Source organism: Pseudomonas putida, from assembly GCF_028682475.1.
Taxonomy (GTDB): domain Bacteria; phylum Pseudomonadota; class Gammaproteobacteria; order Pseudomonadales; family Pseudomonadaceae; genus Aquipseudomonas; species Aquipseudomonas putida_AG.
In genome coordinates this window covers 40,951-57,761 of the sequence record NZ_JANHLE010000004.1, presented here as the reverse complement: position 1 = coordinate 57,761, position 16,811 = coordinate 40,951, and the positions used below count along the sequence as shown (strand labels likewise).

Genomic DNA, 16,811 nt, shown 5'->3' with positions numbered 1-16,811 from the left:
TATGAGCAGAAAATATTTTGGTACCGACGGTATTCGTGGCCGTGTCGGTGAATACCCCATCACCCCTGACTTCATGTTAAAGCTCGGCTGGGCGGCAGGCATGGCCTTTCGCAAGCAAGGTGCTTGCCGGGTGCTGGTTGGCAAGGATACGCGTATTTCCGGCTACATGTTCGAGTCTGCCCTGGAGGCCGGTCTGTCCGCTGCAGGCGCCGATGTGATGCTGCTCGGGCCGATGCCGACCCCGGCCATCGCCTACCTGACCCGGACCTTCCATGCCGAGGCGGGCATCGTTATCAGTGCCTCGCACAACCCGCATGACGACAACGGCATCAAGTTCTTCTCCGGCCAGGGTACCAAGCTGCCTGACGAAGTCGAACTGATGATCGAAGAATTGCTCGATCAGCCAATGACCGTGGTCGAGTCAAGCAAGCTGGGCAAGGTGTCGCGAATCAACGATGCTGCCGGGCGCTATATCGAGTTCTGCAAGAGCAGTGTGCCGACCAGTACCGATTTTGCCGGCCTCAAGCTGGTGGTCGATTGCGCGCACGGTGCTACCTACAAGGTGGCGCCAAGCGTGTTTCGCGAGCTGGGTGCTGATGTCACGGTGTTGTCGGCGCAGCCAGATGGCCTGAACATCAACGAAAATTGTGGTTCGACCCATATCGAGTCGCTGCAGGCCGCGGTTCTGGTTGGTCATGCTGACCTGGGTATTGCCTTCGATGGCGATGGCGATCGGGTGTTGATGGTCGACCATACCGGTGCGGTCGTTGATGGTGATGAGCTGCTGTTCATCATCGCCCGTGACCTGCAGGAGCGCGGCAAGCTGCAGGGCGGGGTCGTTGGCACGCTGATGAGCAATCTGGGCCTGGAGCTGGCGCTCAAGGATCTTGATATCCCCTTCGTGCGTGCCAAGGTTGGTGACCGCTATGTGATGGCTGAGTTGCTCGAGCGCGACTGGGTTCTCGGTGGTGAGAATTCCGGCCATGTGGTGTGCTTCAGCCACACCACCACCGGGGACGCGATCATCGCTGCGCTGCAGGTGCTGATGGCCCTCAAACGCCGCGGGGAGACCCTTGCGCAGTCGCGCCAGGCCCTGCGCAAGTGCCCGCAGGTGCTGATCAATGTGCGCTTCGGGGCCAGCAAGGTCGATCCGCTGGAGCATTCGGCAGTAAAAGAAGCCGCTGCCCGGGTGACCGAAGAAATGGCCGGGCGTGGTCGGGTGTTGCTGCGCAAGTCCGGAACAGAGCCTTTGGTGCGGGTAATGGTCGAAGGCGATGACGAAAGTCAGGTTCGCGCACACGCCGAAGCCCTGGCAAAACTGGTAAGTGAAGTTTGCGTTTGAAATACGCTTGCCAGCAGTGATTTGGTTGGGTAACATCTGCGCCCACTTTGACCGACGAGGTACAGCATGCGTCGCCCTATGGTAGCTGGTAACTGGAAGATGCACGGTACCCGCGCCAGCGTCGCTGAGCTGATCAAGGACTTGAGCAATCAGGCCTTGCCGAGCGGTGTTGAGGTCGCGGTGTTTCCTTCCTCGCTGTACATCAATCAGGTGATTGATGGATTGCAGGGTAAGTCGATCGCCGTTGGCGCTCAGAATTCTGCGGTACAGCCTGAACAAGGCGCGCTGACCGGTGAAGTTGCACCGAGCCAGCTGGCTGAGGCAGGTTGCGAGCTGGTACTGATTGGGCACTCCGAGCGCCGCCAGATCATTGGCGAGAACGACGAAGTCCTCAATCGCAAGTTCGCTGCGGCACAGGCTTGCGGTTTGAAGCCGGTGCTCTGTGTAGGGGAAACCCTCGAAGAGCGCGAAGCAGGTAAAACGCTTGAGATTGTCGGGCGTCAGCTGGACAGCGTCATCGAAGCGTTCGGTGTTGATGTCTTCGCCAGTGCGGTGATTGCTTATGAGCCTGTATGGGCCATCGGTACAGGGCTGACAGCCTCGCCACAGCAGGCTCAGGATGTGCATAAGGCCATTCGCGAGCAGCTGGCGGCAAAGAACCCGGAAGTCGCGAAGAAGGTGCGACTTCTATACGGCGGCAGCGTGAAGGCGGCCAATGCGGCTGAACTGTTCGGCATGCCGGATATCGATGGGGGCCTGATTGGTGGGGCTTCCCTGAACGCAGACGAATTCGGTGCAATTTGTCGCGCCGCAGGAAACTGAAAAATGCTGGAAACAGTGATCGTTGTTTTGCATCTGATGGGCGCACTGGGTTTGGTAGTGCTGGTGTTGCTGCAACAGGGTAAAGGTGCGGAAGCGGGTGCATCTTTCGGCGCAGGTGCTTCAAATACTGTGTTCGGAAGCCAAGGTTCTGCTACCTTTCTGAGTAAGTTTACTGCTATACTAGCTGCCTCTTTCTTCTTAACTGCTCTTGGGTTAGGATACTTTGCTAAAGAGAAAGCTCATGAGCTGACTCAGGTAGGGTTGCCAGATCCAGCGGTGTTGGAAGTGAAGCAGCAAAAACCGGCAACAGATGATGTACCGGTGCTCCAGGAGCAGAAGAGCGAAGCCACTAACGCTGGCGATGTTCCTCCCGCTCAAGAGCAGAAGTAACGGGTTTCAAAGTAGTATTGCCGAGGTGGTGGAATTGGTAGACACGCAACCTTGAGGTGGTTGTGCCCATAGGGTGTAGGGGTTCGAGTCCCCTTCTCGGTACCAATTGAAACAAGACAGCCCGCTACAGCGGGCTTTCTTGTAGGTGGAGGTTAGATTGACCCTGTCAGGGTTCGGTCGTATACTTTCGCCCCAGCTTTGTCGCGGGGTGGAGCAGTCTGGTAGCTCGTCGGGCTCATAACCCGAAGGTCGTTGGTTCAAATCCAGCCCCCGCAACCAGTTTCAGCGGAGCCCCTTTTGCAGGGGCTTTTTCTTGGCTGAACAGTCATAACGCCGGTATTCAACGGCGTATCAGGGATGGGCGCTTTGCCCATTTTTTATTTGCATAGCATGCACGAGGGGGTTCAGGTGTCGAGCAAGCTAGAACAGTTGCAGGCCTTGTTGGCCCCGGTGGTCGAGGCTCTTGGCTATCAATGCTGGGGGATCGAATTCATCTCTCAAGGCAAACATTCGGTCCTGCGTATCTATATCGATAAAGAGGAAGGCATTCTGGTTGATGACTGCGCAATCGTCAGTCACCAGGCCAGTGCAATTCTGGACGTCGAAGATCCAATCAGTTCCGAATACACCCTTGAAGTGTCCTCTCCTGGCATGGATCGCCCGCTGTTCACTTTGGAACAGTTTGCTTCGCATGCCGGCGAACAAGTGAAGATCAAGCTGCGTACGCCCTTTGAAGGTCGTCGTAACTTTCAGGGCCTTCTCCGTGGCGTGGAGGATCAGGATGTGGTTGTTCAGGTAGACAACCAAGAGTTCCTGTTGCCGATCGATTCGATCGACAAGGCCAACATTATTCCCAGTTTTGACTGAGACGTGCCGGATCCCGCGGACCGCGCGGATCCAATGGCTTGCGAAAGGCGAGGCGTACGATGAGCAAAGAAGTACTGCTGGTTGTTGAGTCGGTATCCAACGAAAAGGGCGTACCGGCCGGCGTAATTTTTGAAGCGCTGGAAGTGGCTCTGGCCACTGCAACCAAAAAACGTTTTGACGACGAAGTTGACCTGCGTGTGGAAATCAACCGCCACACCGGTAGCTACGAAACCTTCCGTCGCTGGACTGTCGTCGAAGAGAAAGATCTGGACGATCCGGCGATCGAAGTGTGGCCGGCGAAGATTCAGGAAACTCATCCTGAAGCCAAAGTCGGTGACGTGATCGAAGAAAAGATCGAGTCGATCGAGTTCGGCCGTATTGCCGCCCAGACCGCCAAGCAAGTCATTGTCCAGAAGGTCCGTGAAGCCGAGCGCGCTCAAGTGGTAGATGCCTACCGCGAGCGTCTGGGCGAGATCATCTCCGGTACCGTCAAGAAGGTCACCCGTGACAACGTCATCGTTGACCTGGGCAACAACGCCGAAGCGTTGCTGGCCCGTGAAGACATCATCTCTCGCGAGACTTTCCGTGTCGGTGTGCGCCTGCGCGCCCTGCTCAAGGAAATCCGCACCGAGAACCGCGGCCCGCAGTTGATCCTGTCGCGTACCGCGCCACAGATGCTGATCGAACTGTTCCGCATCGAAGTGCCGGAAATCGCCGAGGGCCTGATCGAAGTCATGGCCGCGTCCCGTGATCCGGGCTCGCGCGCCAAAATCGCCGTACGCTCCAAGGACAAGCGCATTGACCCGCAAGGTGCCTGTATCGGCATGCGCGGTTCGCGTGTCCAGGCGGTGTCCGGTGAACTGGGCGGCGAACGTGTGGATATCGTCCTGTGGGACGACAACCCTGCACAGTTCGTCATCAACGCAATGTCGCCGGCTGAAGTCGCGGCGATCATCGTCGATGAAGATGCCCACGCCATGGACATCGCCGTGGGTGCCGACAACCTGGCCCAGGCAATTGGCCGTGGTGGCCAGAACGTGCGTCTTGCCAGCCAGTTGACCGGCTGGACCCTGAACGTGATGACCGAATCGGACATCCAGGCCAAGCAGCAAGCTGAAACCGGTGACATCCTGCGCAACTTCATCGACGAGCTGGAAGTCGACGAAGAACTGGCACAGGTGCTGGTCGATGAAGGCTTCACCAGCCTGGAAGAGATTGCCTACGTACCGTTGGAAGAAATGCTCAACATCGACGGCTTTGACGAAGACATCGTCAATGAGCTTCGTGCTCGCGCCAAGGATCGTTTGTTGACCAAGGCCATCGCTACTGAGGAAAAGCTGGCAGACGCCCATCCGGCCGAAGACCTGCTCTCGCTTGAGGGTATGGACAAGGATTTGGCGATGGAACTGGCGGTGCGCGGCGTAGTTACCCGCGAAGACCTGGCCGAGCAGTCGATTGACGACCTGCTCGACATCGACGGCATCGACCAAGAGCGTGCCGGCAAGTTGATCATGGCCGCCCGAGCCCACTGGTTCGAGTAATTAGGCGCGGCCTGAGGAGAGAAGTGCATGACGCAAGTCACGGTGAAAGAATTGGCCCAAGAGGTCGCTGCACCGGTAGAGCGCCTGCTGCAGCAGATGCGTGAGGCAGGTCTGCCGCACACCGACGCCGGTCAGGTAGTGACCGACAATGAGAAGCAGGCTCTGCTCGCTCATTTGAAGAGCAGCCACAAGGCGAAGGTGGAAGAGCCGCGCAAGATCACCTTGCAGCGCAAGACCACCAGCACCCTGCGTGTTGCCGGTAGCAAGAGCATCAGCGTAGAAGTACGCAAGAAGAAAGTATTCGTTCAGCGCAGCCCGGAAGAGATCCAGGCCGAGCAGAAACGCGAGCTGGAAGAGCGCCGTGCAGCCGACAACGCTGCCCGTGAGAAAGCCGACGCCGAAGCACGTCAGCGTGCCGAGGAAGACGCCCGTCGCCAGCCAGCTGCAGCACCTGCTGCCGCTGCCCCGGTTGCCCCGGCTCCGGCCCCGGTGATCGAGACTGCCGACGTCGCTCCGGCGCCGGTTGCCGAGCGCAAGAAAGACGACGTACGTCGCAACGACAAGTCGCGTGACGACGATCGTCGTGGTGGCGAGCGCCGTAACGAAGCGCCGCGCGTTTCGGTCAAGGTCAAGGAAAAGGAAAAGGCGCCAACTCCGCGTGCTGCTCCACGTACCACCGACGAAGAAAGCGATGGCTTCCGTCGTGGTGGCCGTGGCAAGGGCAAGCCGAAGAAGCGCAATGCCCATGGTTTCCAGAGCCCGACCGGTCCGGTTATCCGTGACGTGCAGATCGGCGAGACCATCACCGTTTCCGACCTGGCCAACCAGATGTCCGTCAAGGGCGCTGAAGTGGTCAAGTTCATGTTCAAGCTGGGCACTCCGGTGACCATCAACCAGGTGCTCGACCAGGAGACCGCTCAGCTGGTCGCCGAAGAGCTGGGCCACAAGGTCACCCTGATCAGCGACACTGCCCTGGAAGACTCCCTGGCCGAATCGCTGAAGTTTGAAGGTGAGACCGAGACCCGTGCACCGGTCGTGACCGTAATGGGCCACGTTGACCACGGTAAGACCTCGCTGCTCGACTACATCCGTCGTGCCAAGGTAGCTGCTGGCGAAGCCGGTGGTATCACCCAGCACATCGGTGCCTACCACGTGGAAACCGACCGCGGCATGGTCACCTTCCTCGACACCCCTGGTCACGCCGCGTTTACCGCCATGCGTGCCCGTGGTGCCAAGGCTACCGACATCGTGATCCTCGTGGTCGCGGCGGACGATGGTGTGATGCCGCAAACCCGTGAAGCCGTTCAGCATGCCAAGGCTGCTGGCGTTCCACTGGTTGTTGCCGTGAACAAGATCGACAAGCCGGGCGCTGATCTGGATCGCATCCGTAACGAGCTGTCCGTCGAAGGCGTTACCTCCGAGGACTGGGGTGGAGACACGCCGTTCGTCAAGGTTTCGGCGAAGATGGGTACCGGTGTCGACGAACTGCTTGAAGCCGTTCTGCTGCAAGCCGAGATCCTCGAGCTCAAGGCCACGCCATCGGCCCCGGGTCGTGGTGTTGTCGTCGAGTCGCGTCTGGACAAGGGCCGCGGCCCGGTGGCTACCGTGCTGGTTCAGGACGGTACCCTGCGTCAGGGCGATATGGTCCTGTGCGGTTCGAACTACGGCCGCGTGCGGGCCATGCTCGACGAAAACGGCAAGCCTGTTAAGGAAGCCGGTCCGGCTATCCCGGTCGAGATCCTCGGCCTGGACGGCACCCCGGATGCGGGTGACGAGCTGTCGGTGGTGGCTGACGAGAAGAAAGCCCGTGAAGTCGCGCTGTTCCGTCAAGGCAAGTTCCGCGAAGTCAAACTGGCTCGCGCACATGCCGGCAAGCTCGAAAACATCTTCGAGAACATGGGCCAGGAAGAGAAGAAGACCCTCAACATCGTTCTCAAGTCCGATGTACGTGGTTCTCTCGAGGCCCTGCAGGGCTCCCTGAGTGGCCTGGGCAACGACGAAGTACAGGTGCGTGTGATCGGTGGCGGTGTCGGTGGTATCACCGAGAGCGACGCCAACCTGGCACTGGCTTCCAATGCAGTACTGTTCGGCTTCAACGTGCGTGCCGATGCCGGCGCGCGCAAGATCGTCGAGCAGGAAGGTCTGGATATGCGTTACTACAACGTGATCTACGACATCATTGAAGACGTCAAGAAAGCCCTGACCGGTATGCTCGGCAGCGATGTTCGCGAGAACATCCTGGGTATCGCCGAAGTGCGTGATGTGTTCCGTTCGCCGAAGTTCGGCGCCATCGCTGGCTGTATGGTCACCGAGGGTGTGGTTTACCGCAACCGTCCGATCCGCGTACTGCGCGACGACGTGGTGATCTTCGAAGGCGAGCTGGAATCGCTGCGTCGCTTCAAGGACGATGCGTCCGAAGTACGTGCCGGCATGGAATGCGGTATCGGCGTGAAGAGCTACAACGACGTCAAAGTCGGTGACAAGATCGAAGTCTTCGAGAAAGTCCAAGTGGCTCGTACGCTCTAAGCATCGAGCATGGGAAGCGCGAAATGCCCGTCGCAAGGCGGTTGTCAGCGCCTCTGAACGCAACGCCCGGTCAGGCTCAAGCCTGGTCGGGCGTTTGCCGCTTTAGTTACAGGTAGCAAAAATGGCCAAAGAATATAGCCGTACCCAACGCATTGGCGATCAGATGCAGCGCGAGCTGGCACAACTGATTCGTCGCGAAGTCAAAGATCCACGCGTGGGTCTTGTGACCATCACTGCCGTCGACGTCAGCCGCGATGTCGGCCACGCCAAGGTGTACATCACCGTGATGGGCCAGGACAGCGCTGAAGACATCAAGCAAAGCCTTAAAGTGCTCAATTCCGCTGCAGGTTTCCTGCGCATGCAATTGGGCAAGGAAATGAAACTGCGCAGTGTGCCGCAGCTGCATTTCCACTACGACGAGAGCGTGACGCGTGGCGCCCACCTGTCGGCGCTGATCGAGCGTGCGGTTGCCGAAGACAGCCAGCACCAGGCCGCCGATACCCCGGACACCAAGGAGTAAGCGGTGGCCCAGGTCAAACGTATTCGCCGTAACGTCAGTGGCATCATCCTGCTCGACAAGCCGTTGGGGTTTACCTCCAACGCTGCCCTGCAGAAGGTCCGCTGGCTGCTCAATGCCGAGAAGGCCGGTCACACCGGCAGTCTCGACCCGCTCGCCAGTGGCGTGCTGCCGCTGTGCTTCGGTGAGGCCACCAAGTTTTCCCAGTACCTGCTCGATTCCGATAAAGGTTACGAGACGGTCATGCAACTGGGGCAGACCACCACCACCGGCGATGCCGAAGGTGAAGTGCTGAAAACCCGCGAAGTGACCGTTGGTCGCGCCGATGTTGAAGCCGTTCTGCCACAATTTCGTGGTGAAATCAGTCAGATACCACCGATGTACTCGGCCCTCAAGCGTGACGGACAGCCGCTGTACAAGCTTGCCCGTGCAGGTGAAGTAGTGGAGCGCGAGGCGCGTTCTGTTACTATTAACCGCTTGGAGTTGCTCGAGTGCGAAGGCACCCGTGTTCGACTGTCGGTCGGCTGCAGCAAAGGCACCTACATCCGCACCCTGGTCGAAGATATCGGCGAGATGCTTGGCTGTGGTGCTTATGTCGCCGAACTGCGTCGTACCCACGCCGGGCCCTTTGAGCTGGCGCAGACGGTGACCCTCGAAGCGCTCGAGGCAGTACACGCCGAAGGTGGCAACGAAGCGGTCGATCGCTTCCTGATGCCCTCGGACAGCGGCCTGCAAGACTGGCCTCTGCTGCAATTCTCCGAGCACAGTGCTTTCTACTGGCTGCATGGTCAGCCGGTCAGAGCCCCCGACGCGCCGAAGTTCGGCATGGTCCGGGTACAGGATCACAACGGTCGTTTCATCGGTATAGGTGAAGTGAGCGAAGACGGGCGCATCGCGCCGCGTCGACTGATTCGGTCAGAATGATCGAAACCTTCAGTGTCGGGCCCCGGCCTGGCACTGGTGGCAAAGAGGATGGCTGTTAATAGGCACGGTTACGCCTCACTTTATGAATACAGGGATTTGTCCCTGGCCTATTGGAAACCGTTTGTTCGGTTTCCCTTGATTTGGAGAAGCCAGATGGCACTCAGCGTTGAAGAAAAAGCAAAGATCGTTGGCGAATACCAGCAAGCCGCCGGTGACACCGGTAGCCCAGAAGTGCAAGTTGCACTGCTGACCGCCAACATCAACAAGCTGCAAGGCCACTTCAAGGCCAACGGTAAAGACCACCACTCCCGTCGTGGTCTGATCCGCATGGTTAACCAGCGTCGTAAGCTGCTGGACTACCTGAAGGGCAAAGACACCACTCGTTACAGCGCCCTGATCGGTCGCCTGGGTCTGCGTCGCTAATAGCGGCCTGGCCAGTGGTGTGCACGGCGTGTTGCATTCTTCGCTCCCGATGCCTGGCGTCGGGAGCGATGAGCACGCCGCGCGTATCTATGAGGTTGGCTGTCTGCCTCGCCTGAGCGGTTTACCGCAAGGGCAGGGCAGGCTCCCAACCTCTAGTTTTATCTGGACTGCCGACAGGGCCGATTCCCTGTGCTGCCCAAGAATTCGCAAGAACCCGTTCCCCCAGAGCCACTGAAGAAGGTAGGAAACCGTGAACCCGGTAATCAAGAAATTCCAGTTCGGTCAATCGACCGTTACCCTCGAGACGGGCCGTATTGCTCGTCAAGCGTCCGGCGCCGTATTGGTCACCGTCGACAACGATGTCACCGTACTGGTGACCGTGGTCGGTGCCAAACAGGCCGATCCAGGCAAAGGCTTCTTCCCCCTGTCCGTTCACTATCAGGAAAAGACCTACGCCGCCGGCAAGATCCCTGGTGGTTTCTTCAAGCGTGAAGGCCGTCCTTCCGAGAAAGAAACCCTGACCTCGCGTCTGATCGACCGTCCGATCCGTCCGCTGTTCCCAGAAGGCTTCATGAACGAAGTGCAGGTTGTCTGCACCGTCGTTTCCACCAGCAAGAAGACCGATCCGGACATCGCTGCGATGATCGGTACCTCGGCTGCCCTGGCCATCTCCGGCATTCCGTTCGAAGGCCCGATCGGTGCCGCGCGCGTTGCTTTCCATGAAAGCACCGGCTACCTGCTGAACCCGACTTACGAGCAACTGGCTGCATCGAGCCTGGACATGGTCGTTGCCGGTACCTCCGACGCCGTCCTGATGGTTGAATCGGAAGCCAAAGAGCTGACCGAAGACCAGATGCTGGGCGCCGTTCTGTTCGCCCACGACGAATTCCAGGCTGTGATCCAGGCTGTCAAAGAGCTGGCCGCCGAAGCTGCCAAGCCTACCTGGGACTGGACTGCCAAGGCTGAGAACACTTCCCTGCTGAGCGCCATTCGCGCTGAACTGGGCGAAGCGGTTTCCCAGGCTTACACCATCACCGTCAAGGCCGACCGTTACGCTCGCCTGGGTGAGCTGCGCGATCAGGCGATTGCCAAGTTCTCCGGTGAAGAAGGCCAGCCATCGGCTGCCGAAGTCAAAGAAATCTTCGGTGAAATCGAATACCGCACCGTTCGCGAAAACATCGTTAACGGCAAGCCACGTATCGACGGCCGCGACACCAAGACCGTACGTCCGCTGAACATCGAAGTCGGCGTGCTGCCGAAGACTCACGGTTCGGCACTGTTCACCCGTGGCGAAACCCAGGCCCTGGTCGTTGCGACCCTGGGTACTGCCCGTGACGCCCAGCTGCTGGACACCCTCGAAGGCGAGAAGAAAGACCCCTTCATGCTGCACTACAACTTCCCGCCGTTCTCGGTGGGCGAGTGTGGCCGCATGGGCGGCGCTGGTCGTCGTGAAATCGGTCACGGTCGTCTGGCCCGTCGTTCGGTCCAGGCCATGCTGCCTGCCGCTGACGTGTTCCCGTACACCATTCGCGTGGTATCGGAAATCACCGAATCCAACGGTTCCAGCTCCATGGCTTCGGTCTGCGGTGCTTCCCTGGCCCTGATGGACGCCGGTGTACCGATGAAGGCGCCGGTTGCCGGTATCGCCATGGGTCTGGTTAAAGAAGGCGAGAAATTCGCCATCCTGACCGACATCCTCGGTGACGAAGACCACTTGGGCGACATGGACTTCAAAGTAGCCGGTACCGCCAAAGGTGTTACCGCGCTGCAGATGGACATCAAGATCAACGGCATCACCGAAGAGATCATGGAAATCGCCCTGGGCCAGGCCCTGGAAGCGCGCCTGAACATCCTCGGTCAGATGAACCAGATCATCGGTCAGTCGCGTAGCGAGCTGTCGGAAAATGCTCCGACCATGATCGCCATGAAGATCGACACTGACAAGATCCGTGACGTTATCGGTAAAGGCGGCGCGACCATCCGTGCCATCTGCGAAGAAACCAAGGCTTCGATCGATATCGAAGACGACGGCTCGATCAAGATCTTCGGTGAAACCAAAGACGCCGCTGAAGCTGCTCGTCAGCGCGTTCTGAGCATCACTGCAGAAGCCGAGATCGGCAAGATCTACGTCGGTAAGGTCGAGCGCATCGTTGACTTCGGTGCCTTCGTCAACATCCTGCCGGGCAAGGACGGTCTGGTTCACATCTCCATGCTGAGCGATGCTCGCGTCGAGAAAGTGACCGACATCCTCAAAGAAGGTCAGGAAGTCGAAGTACTGGTACTGGACGTCGACAACCGCGGCCGTATCAAGCTGTCGATCAAGGACGTTGCTGCTGCCAAGGCATCCGGCGTCTAAGAACGTAGCGTAAAGAAAAGGACCCTTCGGGGTCCTTTTTTTATGCCGGTAGCAATTGTCTTGCGGACTTGCATCTTGCATGCAGGATTTTCCCAGGCCATGCAAATTGCACGATCACGAGTTTTGTGCGATTTCGTAATACATTGATTTATAAGGGAATAATTTATTGCGAAAGCTGGCACAGGCCCTGCAAAGGTAGTCATACCCCTGCTGCCAGGACTTACGGCGCAGACTTTTCGAAAAACAGGAGTGTCTCGTATGAAGAAGTTCGCTATTGCTGCCGCTACTGCCACCGCCCTGACTCTGACCCTGGCTAACGCGGCATTCGCCCAACAGCCTGCCCAGGCTCCACTGACCCTTGCTGCCGGTGAAATGACCCAGGCAGCTGAAGCGGGCTCGGACACCTGGATCACCACCAAGGTCAAAGCTGACCTGATGACCGAAAAAGGCGTGCCAGGCACCGACATCAAAGTCGAGACCAATAAAGGTGTGGTTTCCCTGTCTTCGGATGTCGCCTTGACTGATTCGCAGAAATCCATGGCGGTGACCATCGCCAAGAACATCAAAGGCGTTAAGGCTGTATCGGCCGATGGCCTGAAAACCAATTAAGCAGAAGCTTTTCCCGACTCGCTGACCCTTGCAGGTTCATGCGAAAGACCAAAAGGACTTGGTCACTCAAAGCCCCGGCCTAAAAAGACTTATACCCTAATGGTACATAGTTTTTGATGTAGGGAACGAAGACCTAGCAGGAACGGCTTTGGAGCATCCTAGCCTTACGATGTCGAAATACATCCTAATGCATCATAATTCCTAAGCGCCAACGGCAACGTCGGCGCTTCTTTGTTCCCGATTCACCCCTAAGCGTGCCCCTTGGCTCCTTGCTTTCAGTCAAGCTGAAGGTGTGGCCAAGCAACTGTTCATGAAGTTGCCTGTTCGAAATTGATACCGTCGTCTCCAAGTCAACAACGTGGCAGCCCATCCGGTGTCATGCCTGACACCTTCTTCACCCCGCTAGAAGGGAGATCGATCGTCGACCACAGGCATGCCCGAAGCCTTCTCCTTGGCTGCTCCAGCACGTCTCTGGGCTCACGAACCTGGCGAGACCTCATGTCCTCATGGACATCATTATGACAGTACGATAGGTTGTTCGAATTACCTGTAATTCAATGGATGAAGACTTTGGATTTGATCGCAGAATTCATCGCGCGGTACCGCAAGGAATACGATTTTTACGAGCAAGCTTGTCGAATGGTTGCACAGGCATTGGAGGCGAATCTGCGCTCCGCCGGTGTTAGAGCTATCGTCACATCACGTGCAAAAAATCATGCTCGTCTGGAAGCTAAAGTTCGCCAACGGGCAGTTAAACGCCAATACCAAAACGTTTCTGCGATATTTGAAGATATTGTAGACTTGGCGGGCGTGCGGGTTGCTCTGTATTTCCCAGGCGAAAGGCAGGAGGTAGGACGTATTGTTCGGTCGCTCTTCGACCTGACTGAAGAACCGAAGGAGTTCCCTACCGAGGCAGCCCCCTCTTACAATAAACGGTTTTCCGGCTATTGGGCTACGCACTACAGAGTGGTTTTGAAAGAGGCTTCGCTTCATGAATCTCAACAAAGATATGCCGAGGCTAAAGTAGAAATTCAAGTTGCTTCAGTGCTTATGCACGCATGGTCAGAAGTCGAGCACGACCTGGTCTATAAGCCGCTGCAGGGTGAACTCTCCGTCGAGGAGTACTCCATCCTTGACGAGTTGAACGGTTTAGTTTTATCGGGCGAAATCGCACTGGAGCGCTTGCAGCGTGCCGGTGAACTACGGGCGTCAACTCAAGGACGGGAGTTTTCCAATCATTACGATTTGGCTGCGTCGTTAATAGAGTTGGCAAGAACCGCACTTGGTGAGGCGACTCTAACCGAGGCAGCCGTTGGTCGAGTGGATACTCTATTCGAACTGCTAAAATCTTTAGGCCTGAATAAGCCAGAGGCTCTCGCTAAATACGTACAACCTCTGCATAACGATTTCGAAAAGCGACCGTTGTCAGAACAGGTTATCGACCAGATTTTGAGTGAAGACTCAAGTCGTTACGCCATGTATGAGAAAGTTAGACGTGTGGAGTCCACGCCCTCCATGTCTCTCGCTGCAGCAAATGACTCTTACCTTCAACATGAGGCTATTGGTGAGTTTATTCAGTTGTGGATCGAGTATGAGAGAATCTTACTTGAGGCCTCGAAAGACCATTATCCGAATAAACTTCATGCAGGTAATGTTATGCGTCCGTTCGAAGTCCTTCGCCGGTCATTCCCAGACGTGGCTAACGCATTTGGACAAGCAGCTCAACGACTGCAGAAATTTCGGAATTACCTTGTTCATGGGGTTGAGGTACCGGGACCGGAAATCATTAAATCAGCATCTGAAGAGTTACGCGAATTAATTAATTTGTTGAAATAGAATATTGATTGAGACGTCTGGGAAGCCATACAAGCGCCCCGAGACGTGTCATTATGTTGACCAGCGACTACGATCAACCGTCAATAGATCAGTAAATACCTCTCATACATGGGCGAGACAGAATGAAGATCCAAGCCGGCAGTTTGCAGGATTACCTGGTAGCAACCTCCGAGAACGCTCAGGATCATGCCAACGAGCCGCCCCAGCTCATGTATCTCGTTAATCAGATGGATCAGATTTTTCAGGAGGAGATTTTCGCTTGCGATTTCAAGGCTGACCCAACTTCCGGACTCTTGGTAATGAATGCCTATACCATGCTGCTCAGCGCAGTGCGTCAGGCGCTTTCGGGGCACGTGGTATCGACGTTTCCTATTGTCCGGACAGCTCTTGAATCAGCCTGCTATGCATTCCTGATTGCACGCGACGGGGCGAACGCTGACATCTGGTTTCGTCGGCATGATTCGGAGAAGGACCACAAGAATTGTCGGGACGTTTTCACAGTTGCAAAGGCGGTGAAAGAACTTAAGTCGATTAATACTCTGATGGCCGAGTATGTTCAGGCGCACTATGCTGCCTCGATCGACTTCGGGGCACACCCCAACCGGAAATCCGTGATCGATCACTTAGAAGATTCTGGTCCGATTGACAATGGAATGCACGGATTTTCATTGACTGGTGTGTATGGACAAAACAGTTGGCACGTTAACCTGGGGCTGCTGGCCTGTGTCGAGGTAGGGCAGGCAATTGCGTTCGTGGTTGCGGCGTCTGCGGATAATCACCCCCTAATCAACGAGCGCATTGACGTGTATCGGGAATGGATGGACGCAAAAATTCGGATGGCGGAGGAACTTCACGGGGGGCCGATCCCTTCCACCGGAGCGATGTACTCCTCGTTCCGCCCTCCCGTATAGGGTCGCGTACTACCAGTGGGGCTCCGTGGGCATGTGTCAAGCTATATTGTTAGTTTCCAGAACTAGCTAGTTACTGGAATCTAACAATAATTTAAATGTCAAATTGCTTTCACAATGGATTCAAATAATGAGACAAATTTTGAAAGTATTTCATCAAACTCCGCCTGATAATTGTCTTCATCTATGTTCAGTTTGGCTATGACCTTGTCATACTCTGTACCTTTTCTATGAGCAACGCCGCTAGATCGTACGGACTGAACTCCTCTAAGAAAAGTTGATAACTCCTCATGATTTTGAATATTCAACTTCTGTAGGAACATTCCGAGCAGTACAATGGACTTGCTTTCGTCATCTTGGTCTAAATATTTTCTAAGCCCCTTGACGTTGACGGAGTCAATAGTAATTTTCGCAATAGCTAAAATCAATGCGTCAAATTCTGATTGTTCGCGAGTGAGCATTGAGCGAATGGAGTTAAGAAAGTGAGTGTCTTTATCTGCCAAGGGTAGAAATAGTGACCACCCAAGCTTTTCTGAGCAGATTTTTTGGACTTCTACAAATGCATATTTAAATTTATGCTCGGGGCTTTCTGGATCATAGAAGTTCCCAAGAAAACTTCTTTGGTAATTTGTCTCGCTAATGCTGTGTCCATCAGGAACAAAGTTGAAGCTCTTCCAATAAACCTGCTCTTTAGATGGTAGGTCTCTCCCTAGGTCACCTAAAAAAACCGATACATGTCCTGGCGCATTGTTATCGAATCGTAGACTCCATGAGCCTTTTCTAGACAGGTAGCCATCACTAATTTCATAGTCACAGGAGTTGTAGTATTTTTGCATAACCTCTTTTTTGAAAAATACAGGTGTTAAATAGTGCGGAGCATTCGGGTTTGCGCCGAAATAATTAGCTAACTCATCAGGGTCACAGTTGTACTCGATAGGTGCGTCAAGGTCGCCGCCTATTATGAAATCTTCATACTTCTTCGCTGCAGTGAAAGGCCATACTCCAGACTTCTCAATCGTCTCGCAGCGGATCAGCTTTTTTCCCAGAGCCCTAGTGAAATAGCTAAATCCCTCTGAGTAGGATTGGCCAGAGTAAATCACTATGCAGAGATTGTCATTCTTTATGTCGTCTTTATAGCCAATATTAGACGTGAAGTGCCTTGTAAACTCAAAGTAAAGTAATAAATTCGTCTGTGTGGCTGCCATGAAAGACTTCAAATATCCTTTCCTGACTTTGATTTCGGAGGGGAGAATTTTTATGACTTCGACTTCATCCCCCGCGTCATCAAAGGCTAAGTAGGTAGACGATTTTTGGTCGAAATAAAGATTATGAAATAATCGAAACTCTTCTAGGATCTCGAAGTAATTGTCTTTTCTTCCATGAAAATCTCGATATATCACGATGCGACGATATTCGCCATCGCCTTGTGCTAAATATGTAGTTACCTCTTCACCATTTTCGTAGCCCATGACGAGGCCAGGGCCCCCTCCGCCGAGCATCAAGTCCCAACTTGGCTGCCTTATAGCTCTTTCCGTTGCACTTTGGCTGACAAGCGCAGAATAAAACGCGCCATCCTCACTCTTGTCATCCTTGGTTATTCGCTTATAGAGTGAAACCCAAGTCTCCTCGCCATGCTTTTGTTCAATAAACCCAAGAAAGTCATCTAATGGTGTCATAGTCATATAGTGCCCCATGTTTTTTCAGTGGACCTATCCCAGCTACCACTGGCCTTGTCGGTAAAAATCAGACT

Annotated in this window: 14 protein-coding genes and 2 tRNA genes; 15 read left to right on the top strand and 1 reads right to left on the bottom strand. The window is 55.4% G+C overall.

The window, feature by feature from the left end; genetic code table 11:
* Position 1 precedes the first annotated feature (1 nt).
* The 15 genes from glmM to NPS47_RS04775 all read left to right on the top strand — a co-directional run bounded on the left by glmM (position 2) and on the right by NPS47_RS04775 (position 15,064).
* Positions 2 to 1,342 carry a phosphoglucosamine mutase gene (gene glmM, locus NPS47_RS04845; RefSeq protein ID WP_274293960.1) on the top strand — a complete coding sequence of 447 codons (1,341 nt, stop codon included), beginning with the start codon at positions 2 to 4 and terminating at the stop codon, positions 1,340 to 1,342.
* Positions 1,343 to 1,408: 66 nt separating this feature from the next.
* Entirely contained in the window at positions 1,409 to 2,164 is a 756-nt protein-coding gene (tpiA, locus tag NPS47_RS04840) for a triose-phosphate isomerase (protein ID WP_274293959.1), read from the top strand.
* Positions 2,165 to 2,167: 3 nt separating this feature from the next.
* Positions 2,168 to 2,554 carry a preprotein translocase subunit SecG gene (gene secG / locus NPS47_RS04835; protein ID WP_274293958.1) on the top strand — a complete coding sequence of 129 codons (387 nt, stop codon included), beginning with the start codon at positions 2,168 to 2,170 and terminating at the stop codon, positions 2,552 to 2,554.
* 19 nt (positions 2,555 to 2,573) lie between these two features.
* Positions 2,574 to 2,659: transfer RNA gene (locus tag NPS47_RS04830), tRNA-Leu, on the top strand.
* Positions 2,660 to 2,756: 97 nt separating this feature from the next.
* A tRNA-Met gene (locus NPS47_RS04825) sits at positions 2,757 to 2,833 on the top strand.
* Between the two features lie 129 nt (positions 2,834 to 2,962).
* Entirely contained in the window at positions 2,963 to 3,421 is a 459-nt protein-coding gene (gene rimP / locus NPS47_RS04820; protein ID WP_274294092.1) for a ribosome maturation factor RimP, read from the top strand.
* A gap of 59 nt (positions 3,422 to 3,480) precedes the next feature.
* Complete coding sequence (nusA, locus tag NPS47_RS04815; protein WP_038606771.1) at positions 3,481 to 4,962, top strand: transcription termination factor NusA; 1,482 nt, start codon at positions 3,481 to 3,483, stop codon at positions 4,960 to 4,962.
* A gap of 27 nt (positions 4,963 to 4,989) precedes the next feature.
* The gene (infB, locus tag NPS47_RS04810; RefSeq protein WP_274293957.1) at positions 4,990 to 7,488 is read left to right on the top strand and encodes a translation initiation factor IF-2; all 2,499 of its coding nucleotides are present in this window, start codon (positions 4,990 to 4,992) and stop codon (positions 7,486 to 7,488) included.
* 121 nt (positions 7,489 to 7,609) lie between these two features.
* A complete protein-coding gene (gene rbfA, locus NPS47_RS04805; protein ID WP_038606777.1) occupies positions 7,610 to 8,008 on the top strand; it encodes a 30S ribosome-binding factor RbfA in 399 nt (132 codons plus the stop codon).
* A 3-nt stretch (positions 8,009 to 8,011) separates the two neighbouring features.
* The gene (gene truB, locus NPS47_RS04800) at positions 8,012 to 8,929 is read left to right on the top strand and encodes a tRNA pseudouridine(55) synthase TruB (RefSeq protein WP_274293956.1); all 918 of its coding nucleotides are present in this window, start codon (positions 8,012 to 8,014) and stop codon (positions 8,927 to 8,929) included.
* Positions 8,930 to 9,082: 153 nt separating this feature from the next.
* Positions 9,083 to 9,352: a 30S ribosomal protein S15 gene (gene rpsO, locus NPS47_RS04795; protein ID WP_010222985.1), complete on the top strand. Its 270-nt coding sequence runs from the start codon at positions 9,083 to 9,085 to the stop codon at positions 9,350 to 9,352.
* A 250-nt stretch (positions 9,353 to 9,602) separates the two neighbouring features.
* The gene (gene pnp, locus NPS47_RS04790; protein WP_128323006.1) at positions 9,603 to 11,708 is read left to right on the top strand and encodes a polyribonucleotide nucleotidyltransferase; all 2,106 of its coding nucleotides are present in this window, start codon (positions 9,603 to 9,605) and stop codon (positions 11,706 to 11,708) included.
* A 258-nt stretch (positions 11,709 to 11,966) separates the two neighbouring features.
* Positions 11,967 to 12,317, top strand: coding sequence for a BON domain-containing protein (locus tag NPS47_RS04785; protein ID WP_274293955.1), 351 nt, complete (start codon positions 11,967 to 11,969; stop codon positions 12,315 to 12,317).
* A gap of 570 nt (positions 12,318 to 12,887) precedes the next feature.
* Positions 12,888 to 14,153, top strand: coding sequence for a RelA/SpoT domain-containing protein (locus tag NPS47_RS04780; protein WP_274293954.1), 1,266 nt, complete (start codon positions 12,888 to 12,890; stop codon positions 14,151 to 14,153).
* A 122-nt stretch (positions 14,154 to 14,275) separates the two neighbouring features.
* Positions 14,276 to 15,064, top strand: coding sequence for a hypothetical protein (locus NPS47_RS04775; protein ID WP_274293953.1), 789 nt, complete (start codon positions 14,276 to 14,278; stop codon positions 15,062 to 15,064).
* 98 nt (positions 15,065 to 15,162) lie between these two features.
* Here the strand turns inward: NPS47_RS04775 and NPS47_RS04770 are convergent, their stop codons facing one another.
* Entirely contained in the window at positions 15,163 to 16,743 is a 1,581-nt protein-coding gene (locus NPS47_RS04770; RefSeq protein ID WP_274293952.1) for a hypothetical protein, read from the bottom strand.
* Between the last annotated feature and the right edge of the window lie 68 nt (positions 16,744 to 16,811).

Bases quoted from the DNA above. Each gene is read 5' to 3' on its own strand.
- glmM (WP_274293960.1), top strand. From the start codon at position 2: ATGAGCAGAAAATATTTTGGTACCGACGGTATTCGTGGCCGTGTCGGT.
- tpiA (WP_274293959.1), top strand. From the start codon at position 1,409: ATGCGTCGCCCTATGGTAGCTGGTAACTGGAAGATGCACGGTACCCGC.
- secG (WP_274293958.1), top strand. From the start codon at position 2,168: ATGCTGGAAACAGTGATCGTTGTTTTGCATCTGATGGGCGCACTGGGT.
- nusA (WP_038606771.1), top strand. From the start codon at position 3,481: ATGAGCAAAGAAGTACTGCTGGTTGTTGAGTCGGTATCCAACGAAAAG.
- infB (WP_274293957.1), top strand. From the start codon at position 4,990: ATGACGCAAGTCACGGTGAAAGAATTGGCCCAAGAGGTCGCTGCACCG.
- rbfA (WP_038606777.1), top strand. From the start codon at position 7,610: ATGGCCAAAGAATATAGCCGTACCCAACGCATTGGCGATCAGATGCAG.
- rpsO (WP_010222985.1), top strand. From the start codon at position 9,083: ATGGCACTCAGCGTTGAAGAAAAAGCAAAGATCGTTGGCGAATACCAG.
- NPS47_RS04785 (WP_274293955.1), top strand. From the start codon at position 11,967: ATGAAGAAGTTCGCTATTGCTGCCGCTACTGCCACCGCCCTGACTCTG.
- NPS47_RS04775 (WP_274293953.1), top strand. From the start codon at position 14,276: ATGAAGATCCAAGCCGGCAGTTTGCAGGATTACCTGGTAGCAACCTCC.
- NPS47_RS04770 (WP_274293952.1), bottom strand. From the start codon at position 16,743: ATGACTATGACACCATTAGATGACTTTCTTGGGTTTATTGAACAAAAG.